We start from the raw sequence: 14,955 nt of genomic DNA on the forward strand, positions 1-14,955 counted from the left end.
GCGACCGCCGGTCGGCGCCCTGCGACCGGAGTCCGGTCGCCGGTAGGTCAGTCCTTGTTGTAGACGGTCAGCTCGGCCATGTTGGCGTAGCTGAGCCGGGCGAAGTCCAGCGACTGGCCGGGCGCGGTGGAGCCGCCGGGGGCGGTGTCCATCTCCCAGTTGGCGTGGTGGAAGTCGGACTCGCCGATGGTCTGGAAGAACTGCTGGAAGTTGATGTCGCCCTCGCCGAGCGGGATCATCTCGTAGCCGTTGGGCAGCGTGGTGTTCCGGTTGCCGTCCTTGGCGTGGAAGAGCGGGAACCGCTTGGTGCGCCGCGCCACGTTCAGGATCGGGTCGAACAGCGAGGTCTTCTCCTTGCCGGCCGAGTTGATGTATTTGGTGTGCTTGTAGCGCGCCACGTACGCCCAGTAGATGTCCAGCTCGAAGAAGACGTACTTCGGGTCGGTCTTGGCGAAGAAGTACTCCAGCCGCCGCACTCCGGAGGAGCGGGTCGGCTTGTTGTTGGCGTCCAGCGGGCCGCTGTCCAGCAGGAACGAGTAGGCCACGTCGTGGTTGTGGGTGTAGAGCCGCATGCCGCGTTCCTTGGCCTGCCGGCCCAGCTCGTTCCAGGTGTCCGCCGCGGCGTCCCAGTCGGACTGGTAGGCGCTGTTGGTCGGGTCGCTGCCGGTGCCGATGTTCTTCATGCCGAGTTCCTCGGCGATGTCGAGCTGCTGCTGGAAGGTCGCCGCGTTGATCGACGTGTGGGTGCCGTTGGCGACCAGGCCGTTGTCGTCCAGGATCTTGCGGATCTCGGTCGGGGTGATCTGCCGGCCCAGGATCGAGGTGTGCTGGTTGTAACCGGCGAACTCGATCTCCTTGTAGCCCATCTCGGCCAGGCTGGCGAGCACCCGCTCGAAGCCGTAGGGCACGCCGCTGGTGTCGGGGGCCGCGGAGATCCGGTCCCGGACGCTGTAGAGGATGATGCCGCGGTTGCGCTCGGGGATGAGCGGGTCGACCCGCCACTTGCCGTCCGCGCGGACCGGGGTGTCGGTCTGGAGCACCGGCAGTCCGGCCGCGCCGAGGGCGGCGGCGGCACCGGCCGACGCGGCGAGCAGCCGGCGACGGGTGAGCTGGGCACGTTGCTGGGGGTCGGCGGCCGTACGGCGCTGCGCCTCGTTCACAATTTCCACCTTTCGAGGGCGGCCCTGAGGGCCACGAAGTCGAACGAATCCTGCTTGGAGGGTCTGAAGGACCTGCGCCGCCGATACGCGTTGGCCCGGATGGTGACTGGCCGATCAAGGGGGGATGTCAACCGTGTTACGTCCGTGAACCGGACACTAACGCTGGCTGACGGTGAAAGATAGACCTCAAACGGAGAAACTTTTGTTCGTACGAACAAAAGTTCCCGCCGGCTGGAACGAATGCTCCGACGGCTGCCCGCGCCGGCCTCCCGCCGCCGACCAACCGCCCGCCACCAGGCCGGATGTCGACGCCGACCGGAGCCGGGACCGGGCGCGCGTGGGCACCCCGGCCCGGTCCCGACCCCACCGACGGGTCGACTTTGGGCCGAGGTGCCGGCAACGGCGGGCCTCGGCCGGGCCCGCCGGTCGTTTCGGGCCGGGCCGCCGGGCGGGGCTACGCGGGGCCGGCCAACACCAGTTCCCCGAGCCGCTGGTCCAGCGCGGCGGCGTCCAGGCCGCCCGGCCAACCGCGCAGCAGCGCGCCGCCCTTGGCGACCACCACGACGGCCGGTGGCTCCCGCACCGCGTACGACCGCCAGATCGTCTGCTGCTCGTCGACGACCACGGGGTACTCCACCCGATGGGCGCGCAGGTAGTCCTGTAGCTCGTCGGCCTGGTCCGCGCCGGCCACCCCGACGAAGACCACCCGGTCCCGGTAGCGGCGGGCGAGATCGCTCAGCGCGTCCTGCCGGGCGACGCAGGTCGTACACCAGGAACTGAAGAAGGTGAACACGACCGGACGGTCCGTCCACAGGTCGGCGGCGGCGAGCGGGGTCCCGTCGGTGAGCGTCCCGGTGAACGCCGGGGCCCCCGGGGCCGCGCCGGGCGCCGGGCGCAACGCCAGGTCGGCGGGGACCGGTCCGGGCAGCGCCGAGGCGCCCCCGGCGAGCGCCGGTGCGGGCGGCCCGGCCGGTGCCGTGGTGCAGCCGGCCAGCAACGCCACCACCAGCAGCAGCGGCGCGAGCATCCGTCTCACGAGGGCACCACCGCCACCAGGGCCGGGCCCTCGCTGCTGTCCGGGGTCAGGTCGAGCGCCGGCCGACCGGCCACCTCCAGCCGGTACCCGGCGCGCTGCGGCACCTGGACCGGGACGGCGAACTCGCAGTAGGTCGGCACCCGGTCGACCTCCAGGTCCTCGGCGAAGGCGGCCACCGCGGTACCCGCCGGCAGCGTCCCGGTGGCCAGCGCCGCGCCGTCCGGGTCGAGCACCCGGAACGGCGCCCGGTGGTGGAAGTACAGGTACGGTCCGGTGCCGGCGCAGTCCACGCCCTCGGCCCGGATGTTGATGTCGCGGACCAGCACCCGGACGGTCGTCGGGGAGACCGCCTCCTGCGCGGCGCCGGTGGCGCCGCACCCGGTCGCACCGGCCAGCAGCAGGGTCAGCAGCGCCCCGGTGCCGTACCGGGTACTCGTGGGTAGCCGCACGTCGTCCTCCTCTCGCCGGCCTTCCGGGTCCGTGGCGACACCCGCCGCCACGGACCCGGAAGGAACGGTCAACCCCGGGTACCGGTCAGGACTTCTCCACCCGGCACTGCTTGGTCACCGTCTTCGTCGGGTCGCTCTCCGAGGTCGCGGTGAGCTTCACGAAGCCGGTGTCCGCGGCGGCGGCGGTGGCACCCACCGACACCCGGACCGTGGTGGACTTCCCGAACTGTGCGGTGGCGAGCTGGTTGGGCAGCCAGGTCCGCCAGCCCTTGCCGGCCACCTCCGCCGAGAGGCGGTACACGTCGGACTTCAGGTACGCGGTGGCGTTCTCCGGGTGCTGCTGGCCGCCGGCCGAGTAGGCACCGGTGTTGGTCAGCTCGAACGAGCAGGTCACGCCCCGGTTCGTCGGCTTACCGGTGCTGGTCACCTCACCCTTGGCCAGCGCCACGCCGTGGCTGCTCGGCCCGCCGGTGCCGTCCAGCGACCGCACCGCCACGGTGTACGACAGCGACCCGGCGGAGTCCCGCTTGAGGTCGATGATGTAGAAGTGCAGCCGGTTGGCCTCGTCGACGTACTCGTACTGGCTGCCGGTGTCCGCGCCGGCGTGGAACAGCGCGTCCGAGAGCTGCCGGTAGTCACCCATGGTGATCTTCTGCGGGCTGCCGTCCGGCCGGTAGAAGTCGATCATGTCGATGTCCTGCGGGTTGGCGTCCACCACCCACTGGAACGGCGCGCTGTCGGCGTTCTTCGTCTTGCTCACCAGCACGCCGCTGTCCGGGGTGAACGAGTCCGCGCCCATCCGGTCGACGACCTCGACGGTGTAGTTGTTGAAGCTCCCACCGTCGCACAACGGGTCGGCGCTGACCGTGCAGGCCGGCGACAGGTCCTTGTTCAGCGCGATGTTCACGCCGGTCAGACCCTTCGGGCCGGCGTCGACCGCGCGGGCGGTCACCTGGGCGACGACCAGGCCCGAGGAGGCCAGCGACTCCCGGGACAGCCGCAGCACGTGCTCCTCGCCGAGCAGGCCGATCTTGAGCTTGTCCCGCACGGTGTGCAGCGAGCCCATCGAGCCGCCGTTGGTCGGCGGGATCTGCCAGCGGGTGTGCGGTCCGCCCGGGCCGTTGAACGACCCGCGCGACATCATGCTCCAGATACCGGTGTACGCCCGGCGCAGCGGCTCGCCGTACGGGTTGTTGTAGTTGTCGCCGATGCCCAGCAGGTGGGTCAGCTCGTGGGCGTAGACGCCCATCCCGGAGCTCTCACCCTGGGTGGACGAGCCACCACCGGCGTTCGGCCAGAGCGTCGCCGCCGCCTTCCACGACGTCCACTCCACGTACCGGGTCTTCGCCCAGTTCGGCAGGTTGGGGTCCGGCGGGCCCCAGGCGTCCGGCACGTCCTCCTTGTTCTGGAAGATCATCTGCCCGAACTCCTGCCAGGTCGACGACTCGTCCTGGCCGGCGCTGAGGATGAAGACCAGCTCGTACTGGTTGGCGACCTCGTCACCGACCGCCGCCCGCCAGGCGCCCAGCCCGTCGGTGCGGATGTTCTTGTTGCAGACGTCCCCGCTCGGGCAGGCCCCGGGGTTGAAGCTGTTGTCCAGCCCGTACTGGTGGGACTTCGACGGCATCTGGTACGGCCCGAACCCGGCGAGGTCGACGCCGTACCGCCCGTTGGAGTCCTGCATCCAGTACTCGTGCAGGGTGTGCCCCTTGTTCAGGGTGTTCGGGGTGTTGAGGAAGTCCTGGTAGAACTTCGGCACGTCGGCGCGCGGGATGTTGGCCGCGACCGACTGGGGGTTGCCGAAGACCGTCGAACGCGCCCGCTGGGAAACCGCGAACGTCTGGTCCGGGTAGTCGAGCGCGACCAGGGCGATCTTGAAGTTGCGGATCGCACCGCGCACGCTCGGGTCGGCCCAGTTCTTGCCGGGCACAGCCTTGAAATCGTTCCAGGTCATCGTGTCCGGGTTCTGCCAGGCCTGCGGGTCGAGCACCTGGAAGGGCGCGGTGCCGCCGGCCGGGTTGGCCGGGGCCGCCGCGGCTTGCGCCGCGCCGGTCACCACGAGCGTGGTCGCCACGACCGCGGCCAGCACGGAACGCCTCAGTCTTGATCGGTTACGGGTAGCACGGTGCACAAAATCACCTCTCGTCGGGAGGGACGCGGCGCCAGGTGTCCGGGGGTTGGCTGGATGAAACACCTGTTACCAGGCCGCGCAGCGAATCTAGGAGGGCGGGCCGGGGCCGGTCACCGTGCAGATGTCGGCAGGTGAACCGGCGGCTTCCGACACCTGAAGGACCGCCCCCGGGCGCGGACGAGCGCAGGTCAGCCGAGGGAGCCGTCCACGGACGGGTCGACGGTGGCCGCCAAGGCCCGCACCATGTCCCGGCGGACCTGCGCCGCGGCGGGCCCGGACAGCGGCCCGCGCGGCGGACGGCACCGCCCGCCGAACCGCCCGGCGCAGTCCATCGCGAGCTTGATGGCCTGCACCGACTCGGGCCGGGAGTGCCAGCCGAAGACCGGGTGCAGCTCGGCGTAGAGCGACAGCGCCCGGCCCAGGTCGCGGGCGGCACACAGGTCGTACAGCCGCAGCGCCTGGCGCGGCAGCGCGTTGGACAGCCCGGCGACCCAGCCGGTGGCGCCGCTCAGCACGAGTTCCAGCAGCACGTCGTCCGCACCGGCCAGCACGTCGACGTGCGGGCAGAGGTCCCTGATCCGGTGCAGCCGCCGGACGTCCCCGGAGAACTCCTTGACCGCGACGATCCCGTCGATCTCGGCGATCGTGGCGAGCAGGTCCGGGGTGAGGTCCACCCGGGTGCCGAACGGGTCGTTGTGCGCGACCACCGGCAGGCCGACGGCGGCCACCTCCCGGTAGTGGGCCACCACGTCGGCGTCCCGGGCGGCGTAGTCGTCGGGTGGCAGCGCGAGTACCCCGTCGGCCCCGGCCGCGGCGGCCTGCTCCGCCCAGCGGCGGGACTGCCGGCTGCCGTAGCCGCCGACCCCGGGCAGCACCGCGCAGCCGGGCGGCGCGGCCTGCACCGTCGCCCGCACCACGTCGGCCCGTTCGTCGTCGGACAGCGCCCGGTACTCCCCCACCGACCCACACGGGGCCACGCCGTGACAGCCCGCCGCGGCGAGCCACCGGACGTGTTCCTGCAACCGGTCGAGGTCGACCGAGAGATCGTCGCGGAACGGCGTGGTGAGGGCGACCAGCACACCCCGCCAGGGCCTACCAGGTGTCACTCGGCGGTCCTTCCTCAGCGCCACCGGCCCCGCGCCCACGGTACGACTACCGGCGCACTGCCGTACCGGACCCTACGATCGTCGATCGCCACCGGTCTTCAAACAATTGCCGGAACAGTTGCGGTGGGGGCCGTCCTTTTGTCGGGAGATCGCCGGTGGACCTTGCGCGGAGGCCCACCGGCCCCACAGGGTAAGGACTGGCGGTCGCGCGCCCCCTGTCGAGCGGCGCAACCAGGGGAGATCCATGCACGGTGAGCTTCAGCGAATAGTCGACGCCGTCGCCGCTCGGGTGGGACGCCCCGCCCTCATCGAGGACCGGCGCCAACGGGTCGTCGTCTACAGCGAGCACGACGGCCCGATGGACGACGTCCGGCGGATGTCCATCCTGCGCCGGCAGACCACCCCGGAGGTGATCGCCTGGTTCCGCCGGATGGGCGTGCTCACCGCGCGTGAGCCGGTGCGTACTCCGGCGGACGCCGACCTCGACCTGCTGCCCCGGGTCTGCGTACCGATCTGGCACGACGACCTGCTGCTCGGGTTCGTCTGGTTCATCGACGCCGACGGGGCGATGACCGACGCCGACATCGCCACCGCGACCAGCGCCTTCACCGATCTGTCGTTGGCGCTCTACCGGGAGAACCTGCTCGGTGAGCTGGCCTCGCAGCGGGAGGCCGAGGCCACCCGGACGCTGCTCGTGGAGAGCCGCGAGGCGCGCGACCACGCGGCGCGGGCCCTGCTGGAGGAGGGCACCGTCGCCGGTGACGGGGCCACCACCGCGGTGGTGGCCCAGCTCGTCCCCGCCACCGGGCAGCATCCCGACGGGGTGGCCCGGATCGCGCTGGAGCAGGCGCTGGTGGCGACCCGCCGGTGGATCGGCGTCCGGGAGTCGCTGCACATGGTGTGGCACGACCACGGTGTGTTGCTGATCTGCGGCGGCCGGATCGCGGGGCGTCCCTCACCGGAGACCGCCGCCCGGCACCTGGACGAGGCGCTGTGCAACGCCACCCGGGGGCTGTCCTCGGTGGACCGGGCGGTGACCGGGATCGGCCAGTCCCGCCCGGAGCTGGCCGACGCGGTGCAGTCATACCAGGAGGCCGTGCAGGCGGCCCGGGTCGGGGTGCAGCTACCCGCGCTCGGTCGGGTGGTCTCCTGGGCCGGCCTGGGCATCTACCGGGTGCTGTCCCAGTTGGACAGCCGGCACCTCGACGTCGCCGGGGTGCACCCCGGGCTGGAACGGCTCCTGCACGACGACGCGTACCAGGTGCTGCTGGAGACCCTGGAGGCGTACCTCGACCTGGCCGGGAACGCGCACGCCACCGCCGAGAAGCTGCGGCTGCACCGGACCACCCTCTACTACCGGCTGCAACGGGTGGAGCAGCTCGCCGGCACCGACCTCAAGGACGGCAACGAGCGGTTGTGCCTGCACCTGGCCATGAAGTTGGGTCGGCTCACCGGCCACTACCGGACCCCGCCGTGACGGCCGCCCGGCCCGCTCGGCGGAGCGGCCGGCGCGGGGTACCGCCCGGCTGACCACGCCGGGACCGGGCCGATGTGACAGGTGGACGGTCGGCCGGACAGATCATTGACAGATCCGAGCGGGTGCCGCCAGGATGGGCCAACCGATCGGCAACGCCCCCCGACCGACCCTCACCCTCACCCACGGCTTTCGCCTCGTCACCGGACCGGATCGGCGCCGGTTCACCGCCCGCGTACGGGGAGACACCCAGTGTCCCCGTCGCCCGGCAGGCCAATGTCGCGATCGGACGTCCCCGTCTGAACGGCTGTCGGTGACCCGTACCCATATCTGCACGCCGGTCGACGGCGCGCGCTTCCGCGCGCCGCCGGCCCGACCCGCCCCCGTCAGGAAAGGTGGCCCGAGATGTCCCGTTCCACACTCCCCCGCAGGTGGCGGCGGTTACCCGCCGCGACCGCCGCGGGCATCGCCCTGATTCTGCTCGCCGGCCCGGCGACCGCCGTCACCGCCGCCCCGCCCACCGAGGAGTCGGGCGCGGCGCCCGCCGTCCTCGAACGGTCCGCCGACGAGCAGGCCGACGTCGTGGAGGTGGTGGTCGACGGCACCGCCCGGCTGGACGAACTGGTCGCCACCGGCGTCGACCTGGACCACGACGTCACCCACACCGAGCAGGGCATCGTGGTGCACGCCGTGGTCACCCCCACCGAGGTCGCCGCGCTCAAGCGGATGGGCTTCCGGATCGGCGCCGTCGTGCACGACTCGGCGGACTCCGCCGACCGGGTCGCCGAGCGGGCGGCGACCATCGCCGCGCACCAGGCCGAGAACCGGGCGTTCACCGCGACGCTGGAGCGCAGCACCACCACCTCCGACGTGAAGATCATCCGGGCCGACTACTACACCTCCGGCACCAACCAGGTGCTGTCGGTCGAGGCGAAGTGGGCCGAGGGGCAGACCTCCACCAGCACCCTCACGGTGGCCCGGGACAGCGGCCCCGGCACCGAGATCGGCTCCGGCGGCACCCAGACCATCTCCCGGTTCGTCGACGCGGGCGTCTACCTGTACCACCGGGGGGCCTCCGCCGTCACCGCCCGGCCGCAGCGGATCCAGATCACCAGCCCGAGCGGTGACGTCGCGGTCGCCGAGGTCAAGGAGTGGCTGCCGATCCCGGCCGACGACCCGGAGGGCCCCGGCTACCAGAAGGACTTCGTCACCAGCTACCTCACCCCGACCGACCTGTACGACCGGATCAAGCGGCTCGCCGCCGAGTACCCGCAGCTCGCCGAGGTGGTCGAGCTGCCGTACAAGACCAACGGCTACCGCCGCAAGGCCCAGGTGGTGCTCGGCACCGCCAACGGCAACCGGGTCGCGGTCGACTCGCTCGCCTGGGGACACGAGGGTGGCAACGACATCTCCGTCGAGCTGGCCAACCCGGGTGCCCCCGGTCAGCCGCTGTCGGTCGCGGTGACCGGCAAGGCCATCCGGGTCGGCCTGGCCACCGACGCCGCCGGCGCGGTCACCAGCACCGCCGCCCAGGTCGCCGCGGCATTGACCGCCGAGGCGGGCACGCTGGTCAAGGCGTACACCTACCGGGGTGACGCCGGTGCCGGCGTGGTCGCGCCGGTCGCGTCGACCCCGCTGACGGACAACCTCAAGGCTCCGGCCGGCGTCTCCCGCGACCCGCACCCGGTGTACGCCATCCGGATCGGCAAGTACCGGGACGGTTCCCGCACCGGGGTGCTCGCCTACGCCCAGGAGCACGCCCGGGAGTGGGTCCCGCCGCTGGTGACCATCGAGACCGCCGAGCGGCTGCTGCGCAACCACGCCACCGACGAGAACACCAAGCAGCTCCTGCGCACCCTGGACATCTGGATCGTGCCGTCGATCAACCCGGACGGCGGGCACTACTCGTTCTACGACTACGCCTCGCAGCGCCGCAACATGACCAACCACTGTGCGCCGGGGGGTGCCACCGACGCGCTGGCCCGCAACTCGTGGGGCGTGGACAACAACCGCAACTACAGCGAGTACAGCCTGTTCGACGGGTACTCGGGGGCGTCGGCGAGCTGCACCAGCGACACCTACGCCGGGCCGAGTGAGCTGTCCGAGCCGGAGAACAAGAACGTCGACTGGCTGGCCCAGCGGGGCAACATCAAGTTCTCGATGAACCTGCACTCCTCCGGCAACTACTTCATGTGGTCGCCGGGCGCCTACGCCACCCCCGGGCGCATCTCCGCGCCGCGGCCGTCGCTGGCCCAGGAGGCGTACTTCTGGGGCGCGTCGTCGCGGATCCTCACCGCCATCAAGCGGCACCGCAACATGGCCGTCACCCCGGCCCGGACCGGCCCGATCTCCGACGTGCTGTACTCGGCGGCCGGCAACTCCGGTGACCTGCTCTGGTACAAGTACGGCATCTACGCCTGGAACTTCGAGGTCGGCACCAGCTTCCAGCCCACCTGGGACGAGGCGCACCAGGAGACCATGGAGTTCAGCAACGGCCTGGTGGAGCTGATGCGGGTGGCCCGGGACTTCGACAAGGACAAGAAGCGGCCGACGAGCACCCTGTCGGTCGAGCCGAGCACGACCGAGGGCATGGTGAGCGTCCGGTTCGACGTCAGCGAGCCGGCGGCGGTGTTCTACACCCTCGACGGTGGCCGGCCGACCTTCGCCTCCACCCTGTACGCCTCGGCGGGCATCCGGGAGGGGGCGGAGACGCTGACCATCCCGGTGGGCACCAAGATCCACTGGTTCTCGGTGGACACGGCCGGCAACATCGAGCGGAACTACCAGCCGGACGACACCAACAAGACCTTCAACCGGGGCTTTGCGGTGCTGCCCACCGGCTGAGGCCGCACCACACCGGGGGCCCGTCGGCATCCGCCGACGGGCCCCCGGCCGTTCAGTCCTCGGCCCGCCAGCGGTAGAACTCCTTGGCCACCGCGTCCAGCGGGCTTTCCCAGGTCTCCGGGTCGTACGCGCTGATGTACGGGCTGAGATCGTTCATGATCTTGGCGAACGCCGGCTGGTCGTGGCCCTCCTCCACCGCACCGGCGAACGACTCGTCGGTGCGCTCCAGCACGTGCAGGTAGACGTCGTCGATCGAGTACAGCCACCGTCCGGTGACCCCCATCCGGGCCGGCAGTGGGCCGGCGTCCGACTCGCCGAAGATCTGCGCCACGGTGGGCTCGGCACCCGGTTTGATCCGGGCGACGATGACGGTCCGGTTCGGGCTGCCCGGGTCGGCCGCCGGCTCCTCCCCCGCCGCCGGCGCCCAGTGGTAGAACTCCTTGGCCACCGAGTCGGACGGGTTCTTCCAGTACCTCGGGTAGGGCGTCACGTACGGGCCGATCGCCTCGGCGATCTTCTGGAAGGCGGGCAGGCCCCGGGTCTGGCCCGTCACCTTCGGGTCCGCGTCCCGCTCGATCACGTGGATGTAGAGGTCGTGGAAGGACAGCAGGGTCCGCCCGACCACGCCGAGGTCCTGCGGTCGGGTGGTCCGGTCGTAGTACCCGAACACGTCGGCGACGGTGCGCTCACTGCCCGGCACCATGCGGCAGACGATCACGTTCCGGAAGGTCATGGCTGCTCCTCAGCTCTCTGGGGTATCTGCGGGGCCCGCATCGGGACGGGAAGGACGGCCGGCCACGGGTGCCCGGCCGGCGGCGGGAACGCCGGTGCCGCTCAGGCGGCGAACCGGACCGGAAGCTCCAGCAGGCCACGGAACGGCGACGCCGCCGGCAGCCGGCGCAGCTCGGCGACCGGCACCCCGAGCCGCAGCCCCGGCAGCCGGCGCAGCAACGCCCCGAGGCCGATCTGCGCCTCCATCCGGGCCAGCGAGACCCCGAGGCAGTAGTGCACGCCGTGGCCGAAGCCGAGGTGCGGGCCGCGCGCCCGGCGCAGGTCCAGCCGGTCCGGGTCGACGAAGTGCGCCGGGTCGTGGTTCGCCGCGTTGAGCACCACCCCGACGATCGACCCGCACGGGATCCGGACGCCCTGGTACTCGACGTCCTCGGTGGCGATCCGCGGGCTGGCCACCGGCAGCGGGCCGTCGAACCGCAGCAGCTCCTCGATCGCCGAGGGCAGCAGCTCCGGCCTGGCGCGCAGCAGGTCGAGCTGGTCGGGGTGGGTCAGCAGGGCCGCCGTCGCGTTGCCGAGGAAGTCCGCCGTGGTCTGGTGCCCGGCGAACAGCAACAGGAACGTGGTGGTGACGAGTTCCGGTTCGGACAGCCCGCCGTCGTGGTCGCAGGCGGCGATCAGCGCGCTGACCATGTCGTCGGCCGGCCGGGCGCGCTTGGCCCGCACCAGGTCCGCGAGATAGTGGTGCAGCCGCACCTGGGCCTGCGCCACGGCGGCCCGTTCCTCCTGCGGGCTGCGCCGGGACGACCCGGACGTCCGGATCACCTGGGTCCAGTCGAGCACCTGGTCCTGGTCGGCCCTCGGAACCCCGAGCAGCTCGCAGATCACCACCATCGGCAGCGGGATCGCGAAGTCGTGCATCAGCTCGGCCTGACCCTGCGGGACGACCTTGTCCAGCAGGTCGTCGACGATCTGCGCCACCCGGGGTCGCAGCGCCTCGATCCGGCGTGGCGCGAACGCCTGCGACACCATCCGGCGCAGCCTGGTGTGCTCCGGCGGATCCGAGTTGAGCATGTTCTTGTTCAACGCCTCCGAGTTCGGGCCGAAGATCTGGAGGTAGTGCCGGCCGGGCCCGTAGAGGTCCTTGGACAGCCGGGGATCGGTCAACGCCGCCCGGGCGTCGTCGAACCGGGTGATCAGGTACGAGTCGAACCGGGGCGAGCTGACCGGGCACACCGGCGCGTCCGTACGCAGCCGGGCGAACGCGGGATAGGGATCGGCGGCGAACTGGTCGGTGTAGAGCTGGGACGCGGGTAGGGCGTGCTCGGTCATCGCGACTCCTCGGGCTCGCTGCGCATGCTGTGCAGGACCTGGTAGGTGTGCCGTTGGGCGGACTCGCGCAGCTCACGGACCACCCGCAGCAGCCGGTCACGGTGTTCGCTGCGGCCGAAGGCGTCCAGCCGTTCGCGGTCCGCCCAGTCGCTGATGATCAGATAGCTGCGCGGGTCGTCGGCGTCGCGGACCAGGTCCTGGCGCAGGCACCCGTCCAGCCTGCGGATCTTCTCCGCCGCCGAGAGCCACTCCGCCTCGAACCGGTCCTCGCAGCCCTCCCGGGTACGCATCGCCAGCACGGTGCGCACCTTCGTCATCGCGCACCGCCGAACACCAGGTGCAGGTTCTTGCGCAGCGCGTCGGCGTCGACCGGCTGGCTGCGGAACCCGACGTGCCCGTCCGGGCGGACCAGGTACAGGGCGCTGCCGGTGACCCCGTACCCGGCACGGAACTCGCCCGCGGCGTCCCGCACCACCGGCGGGGCGAGCTGCCGTGGCGCGGGCGCGTCCGGGCTGAGCAGCAGGTACGCGTCGACCTCGCCGGACGCCTGCCGGCGGACGTCGGCGCAGAGTCCCGCCACCGCGGCCACCGTCGCCGCACCGGCCGAGGCGTCGGCGTAGACCAGCAGGGTGTGCCGGGTGCCCCGGGTCAGGTCCCGCAACCGCAGCGGGTGCCCGACACCCGGCCGGCGCAGCCCACCGACGTCCGGGGCGCGGTCGCCCGGTCGCGGGCCGGCGCGCAGCGCGTCGGGATCGGCGACGCACTCGCCGACCAGCGGGCTGTCCGAGTAGCTGAGCAGCAGGGACATCTCCTGCAGGAACTGCCGCTTCAGGTCCTCGTGGTCCAGTTCGTCGGTGAACGCCATCCGCACCGCGCGGCCGACGATCTCCTCGCCCTCCGGGCGCCGCTCGCTCTCGTAGCTGTCCAGCAGGCCGGGCGCGGCGACACCCCGCACCGCAAGCGCCACCTTCCAGGCCAGGTTCCAGGCGTCCTGGATCCCGGTGTTCATGCCCTGGCCGCCGGCGGGCGGGTGCAGGTGCGCCGCGTCGCCGGCCACGAAGACCCGCCGGTCGCGGTACCGGTCGACGATCCCGTGGCTGATCCGGAACACCGACGACCAGCGCAGGTTCGACGCGCGGGTGCCGGGCGGGGCCAGGTGGTCCAGCGCGGCCTGGACGTCGTCGAGGGTCGGCTCGGCGAGTTCCTCGCTGAACCCGGGCGGGGCGTCCCGGCCGCCGGTCTGGGCGAAGAACCGGGGCGGCGCCAGCGTGGCGATCCGGTAGCGGGACTCGCCGCGCAGCGGGACGCAGACCAGCATGCCGTCCATCTGCCCGTCGGTGGTGTGCAGGAACCGCAGCAGGTGGCCCGCCGGCATGTCCCAGTCCACGTCGACGTCGACGAGCATGAAGAGCTGCGGGAACCGCCCCAGCCCGCCGGTGAACGTCAACCCGAGCAGTTCCCGGACCCGGCTGTGCGCGCCGTCGCAGCCGATCAGGTACCTGGCCCGTACCGCCTCCTCGCCCCCGTCGGCGCGGGCGAGGGTGGCGAGCACGCCGTCGTCGTCCTGGGTGAACCCGGTCAGCTCGACCCCGCGCCGCGGCCGTACGCCGAGGGTGGCCAGCCGGTCGGTGAGGATGCGCTCGGTCTCGTACTGGGGCAGACCGAGGTGCGCGTACGGCAACTCCGGCAGCTCCCAGCTCATCCGGTGGGTCTGCGTGCCGTTGACGAACACCACGTTGCCGGTGAGCCAGATCCCGGCGTCCATCGCCTCCCGCACGACGCCCTGCTCCGCCCAGATCTCCATCGTGCGGCAGTGCACGCCGATCGCCTTGTCGGCCTGGCCGGGCGGGGTGGCCCGCTTCTCGACCACCTGGCAGCCGATGCCCCGCCGGGCCAGCTCGACGGCGGCGGTCAGCCCGGTGGGCCCCGCCCCGACGATGAGTACGTCCGTTGTCTGCACGTCGATCTCCTTGCCCGTCCTGGGTTCCCGGTCGGTCCCGGGGTGAGCCGCGAGGTGGAAGAGGCGGCGCCGGAAGTCGAGAAGGAACGGCGCGATGGGCCCGGCCTCCTCCACCGCGTGCGCCGGGTTGGCGATCCAGCGGTGGAACTCCGCCGTTCCGCGCCACTCGGCGAAGATGTGGAAGACGTCGGAGTCGGGCTCGCGCAGCAGGTCCTCCCGCAGGTACCCCGGCACCCCGGCCATCCGGGCGGTGACCTCGGCGTACCCGCGTTCGAACTCGGCGAGCCGGGCGACCGGGACGGTCACCTCGACGTCCACGAAGATCGTCGACCGGTCGCCCGCGCGGTCGCGCATCACCCGCCGGCTGCCCATCCCGGGCGGCTCGCAGTGCGCACCGACCAGCGCGGCCACGCTGGCGGCCACCGGCCCGTTCTCGTAGCCGAGCAGCGCGTCGTCGTCGGCCCACTCGGTGGCGACGACGAACGTACGCGGGTCGTTGGCGTCGAGGAACAGGTCCCGCCGGAGGTTGCCGGCCAGCGCGCCGATCTGCCCGGCGACCTGCCGCCAGGCGGACCGGACGGCCGCCTCGGACCCCGGACGCGCACGTATCCGGAGCATTGTCCTGATCATGGAGTCTCCCTTGACGGCCAGCGCGTGGCGAGAGTCCGACCGCCGGCACCGCACCCGGCACGTCGCCGTTCGACCCTGTCGCAGCGCGCGTCACGCCGCCGTCA

Annotated in this window: 11 protein-coding genes; 2 read left to right on the plus strand and 9 right to left on the minus strand. The window is 72.0% G+C overall.

What is annotated here, in order from left to right; genetic code table 11:
- Positions 1 to 47: 47 nt before the first annotated feature.
- From ACIQG9_RS01315 to ACIQG9_RS01335, 5 genes are all read right to left on the minus strand, one after another.
- Complete coding sequence (locus ACIQG9_RS01315) at positions 48 to 1,160, minus strand: sugar phosphate isomerase/epimerase family protein (protein ID WP_400397062.1); 1,113 nt, start codon at positions 1,158 to 1,160, stop codon at positions 48 to 50.
- 454 nt (positions 1,161 to 1,614) lie between these two features.
- Positions 1,615 to 2,187: a TlpA family protein disulfide reductase gene (locus tag ACIQG9_RS01320; RefSeq protein ID WP_400398754.1), complete on the minus strand. Its 573-nt coding sequence runs from the start codon at positions 2,185 to 2,187 to the stop codon at positions 1,615 to 1,617.
- A 5-nt stretch (positions 2,188 to 2,192) separates the two neighbouring features.
- The gene (locus ACIQG9_RS01325) at positions 2,193 to 2,645 is read right to left on the minus strand and encodes a hypothetical protein (protein ID WP_400397065.1); all 453 of its coding nucleotides are present in this window, start codon (positions 2,643 to 2,645) and stop codon (positions 2,193 to 2,195) included.
- 85 nt (positions 2,646 to 2,730) lie between these two features.
- Entirely contained in the window at positions 2,731 to 4,734 is a 2,004-nt protein-coding gene (locus ACIQG9_RS01330; RefSeq protein ID WP_400397068.1) for a M6 family metalloprotease domain-containing protein, read from the minus strand.
- A 230-nt stretch (positions 4,735 to 4,964) separates the two neighbouring features.
- On the minus strand, positions 4,965 to 5,882 hold the full coding sequence (locus ACIQG9_RS01335; RefSeq protein ID WP_400397071.1) for a dihydrodipicolinate synthase family protein: 918 nt from the start codon (positions 5,880 to 5,882) through the stop codon (positions 4,965 to 4,967).
- Positions 5,883 to 6,126: 244 nt separating this feature from the next.
- Here ACIQG9_RS01335 and ACIQG9_RS01340 point away from each other — a divergent pair, with 244 nt between their 5' ends.
- A complete protein-coding gene (locus tag ACIQG9_RS01340) occupies positions 6,127 to 7,359 on the plus strand; it encodes a PucR family transcriptional regulator (RefSeq protein WP_400397074.1) in 1,233 nt (410 codons plus the stop codon).
- 402 nt (positions 7,360 to 7,761) lie between these two features.
- Positions 7,762 to 10,200, plus strand: coding sequence for a M14 family metallopeptidase (locus tag ACIQG9_RS01345; protein ID WP_400397077.1), 2,439 nt, complete (start codon positions 7,762 to 7,764; stop codon positions 10,198 to 10,200).
- A gap of 52 nt (positions 10,201 to 10,252) precedes the next feature.
- Here the strand turns inward: ACIQG9_RS01345 and ACIQG9_RS01350 are convergent, their stop codons facing one another.
- The 4 genes from ACIQG9_RS01350 to ACIQG9_RS01365 all read right to left on the minus strand — a co-directional run bounded on the left by ACIQG9_RS01350 (position 10,253) and on the right by ACIQG9_RS01365 (position 14,851).
- The gene (locus ACIQG9_RS01350; RefSeq protein WP_400397080.1) at positions 10,253 to 10,933 is read right to left on the minus strand and encodes a TcmI family type II polyketide cyclase; all 681 of its coding nucleotides are present in this window, start codon (positions 10,931 to 10,933) and stop codon (positions 10,253 to 10,255) included.
- A gap of 101 nt (positions 10,934 to 11,034) precedes the next feature.
- Entirely contained in the window at positions 11,035 to 12,261 is a 1,227-nt protein-coding gene (locus tag ACIQG9_RS01355) for a cytochrome P450 (protein WP_400397083.1), read from the minus strand.
- Positions 12,258 to 12,578: a putative quinol monooxygenase gene (locus ACIQG9_RS01360; protein ID WP_400397086.1), complete on the minus strand. Its 321-nt coding sequence runs from the start codon at positions 12,576 to 12,578 to the stop codon at positions 12,258 to 12,260. Before ACIQG9_RS01360 ends, ACIQG9_RS01355 begins: the two co-directional genes overlap by 4 nt.
- Positions 12,575 to 14,851, minus strand: a complete 2,277-nt coding sequence (locus ACIQG9_RS01365; protein WP_400397089.1) for an FAD-dependent oxidoreductase — start codon at positions 14,849 to 14,851, stop codon at positions 12,575 to 12,577. The genes ACIQG9_RS01360 and ACIQG9_RS01365 overlap by 4 nt, the downstream gene beginning before the upstream one ends.
- Positions 14,852 to 14,955 lie beyond the last annotated feature (104 nt).

Origin of the sequence: Micromonospora sp. NPDC092111 (assembly GCF_044755745.1) — a bacterium.
Classification (GTDB): domain Bacteria; phylum Actinomycetota; class Actinomycetes; order Mycobacteriales; family Micromonosporaceae; genus Micromonospora.

Excerpts from the sequence above, each read along its gene's own strand:
- ACIQG9_RS01320 (WP_400398754.1), bottom strand. The coding sequence starts at position 2,187 with ATGCTCGCGCCGCTGCTGCTGGTGGTGGCGTTGCTGGCCGGCTGCACC.
- ACIQG9_RS01340 (WP_400397074.1), top strand. The coding sequence starts at position 6,127 with ATGCACGGTGAGCTTCAGCGAATAGTCGACGCCGTCGCCGCTCGGGTG.
- ACIQG9_RS01345 (WP_400397077.1), top strand. The coding sequence starts at position 7,762 with ATGTCCCGTTCCACACTCCCCCGCAGGTGGCGGCGGTTACCCGCCGCG.
- ACIQG9_RS01350 (WP_400397080.1), bottom strand. The coding sequence starts at position 10,933 with ATGACCTTCCGGAACGTGATCGTCTGCCGCATGGTGCCGGGCAGTGAG.
- ACIQG9_RS01355 (WP_400397083.1), bottom strand. The coding sequence starts at position 12,261 with ATGACCGAGCACGCCCTACCCGCGTCCCAGCTCTACACCGACCAGTTC.
- ACIQG9_RS01360 (WP_400397086.1), bottom strand. The coding sequence starts at position 12,578 with ATGACGAAGGTGCGCACCGTGCTGGCGATGCGTACCCGGGAGGGCTGC.
- ACIQG9_RS01365 (WP_400397089.1), bottom strand. The coding sequence starts at position 14,851 with ATGATCAGGACAATGCTCCGGATACGTGCGCGTCCGGGGTCCGAGGCG.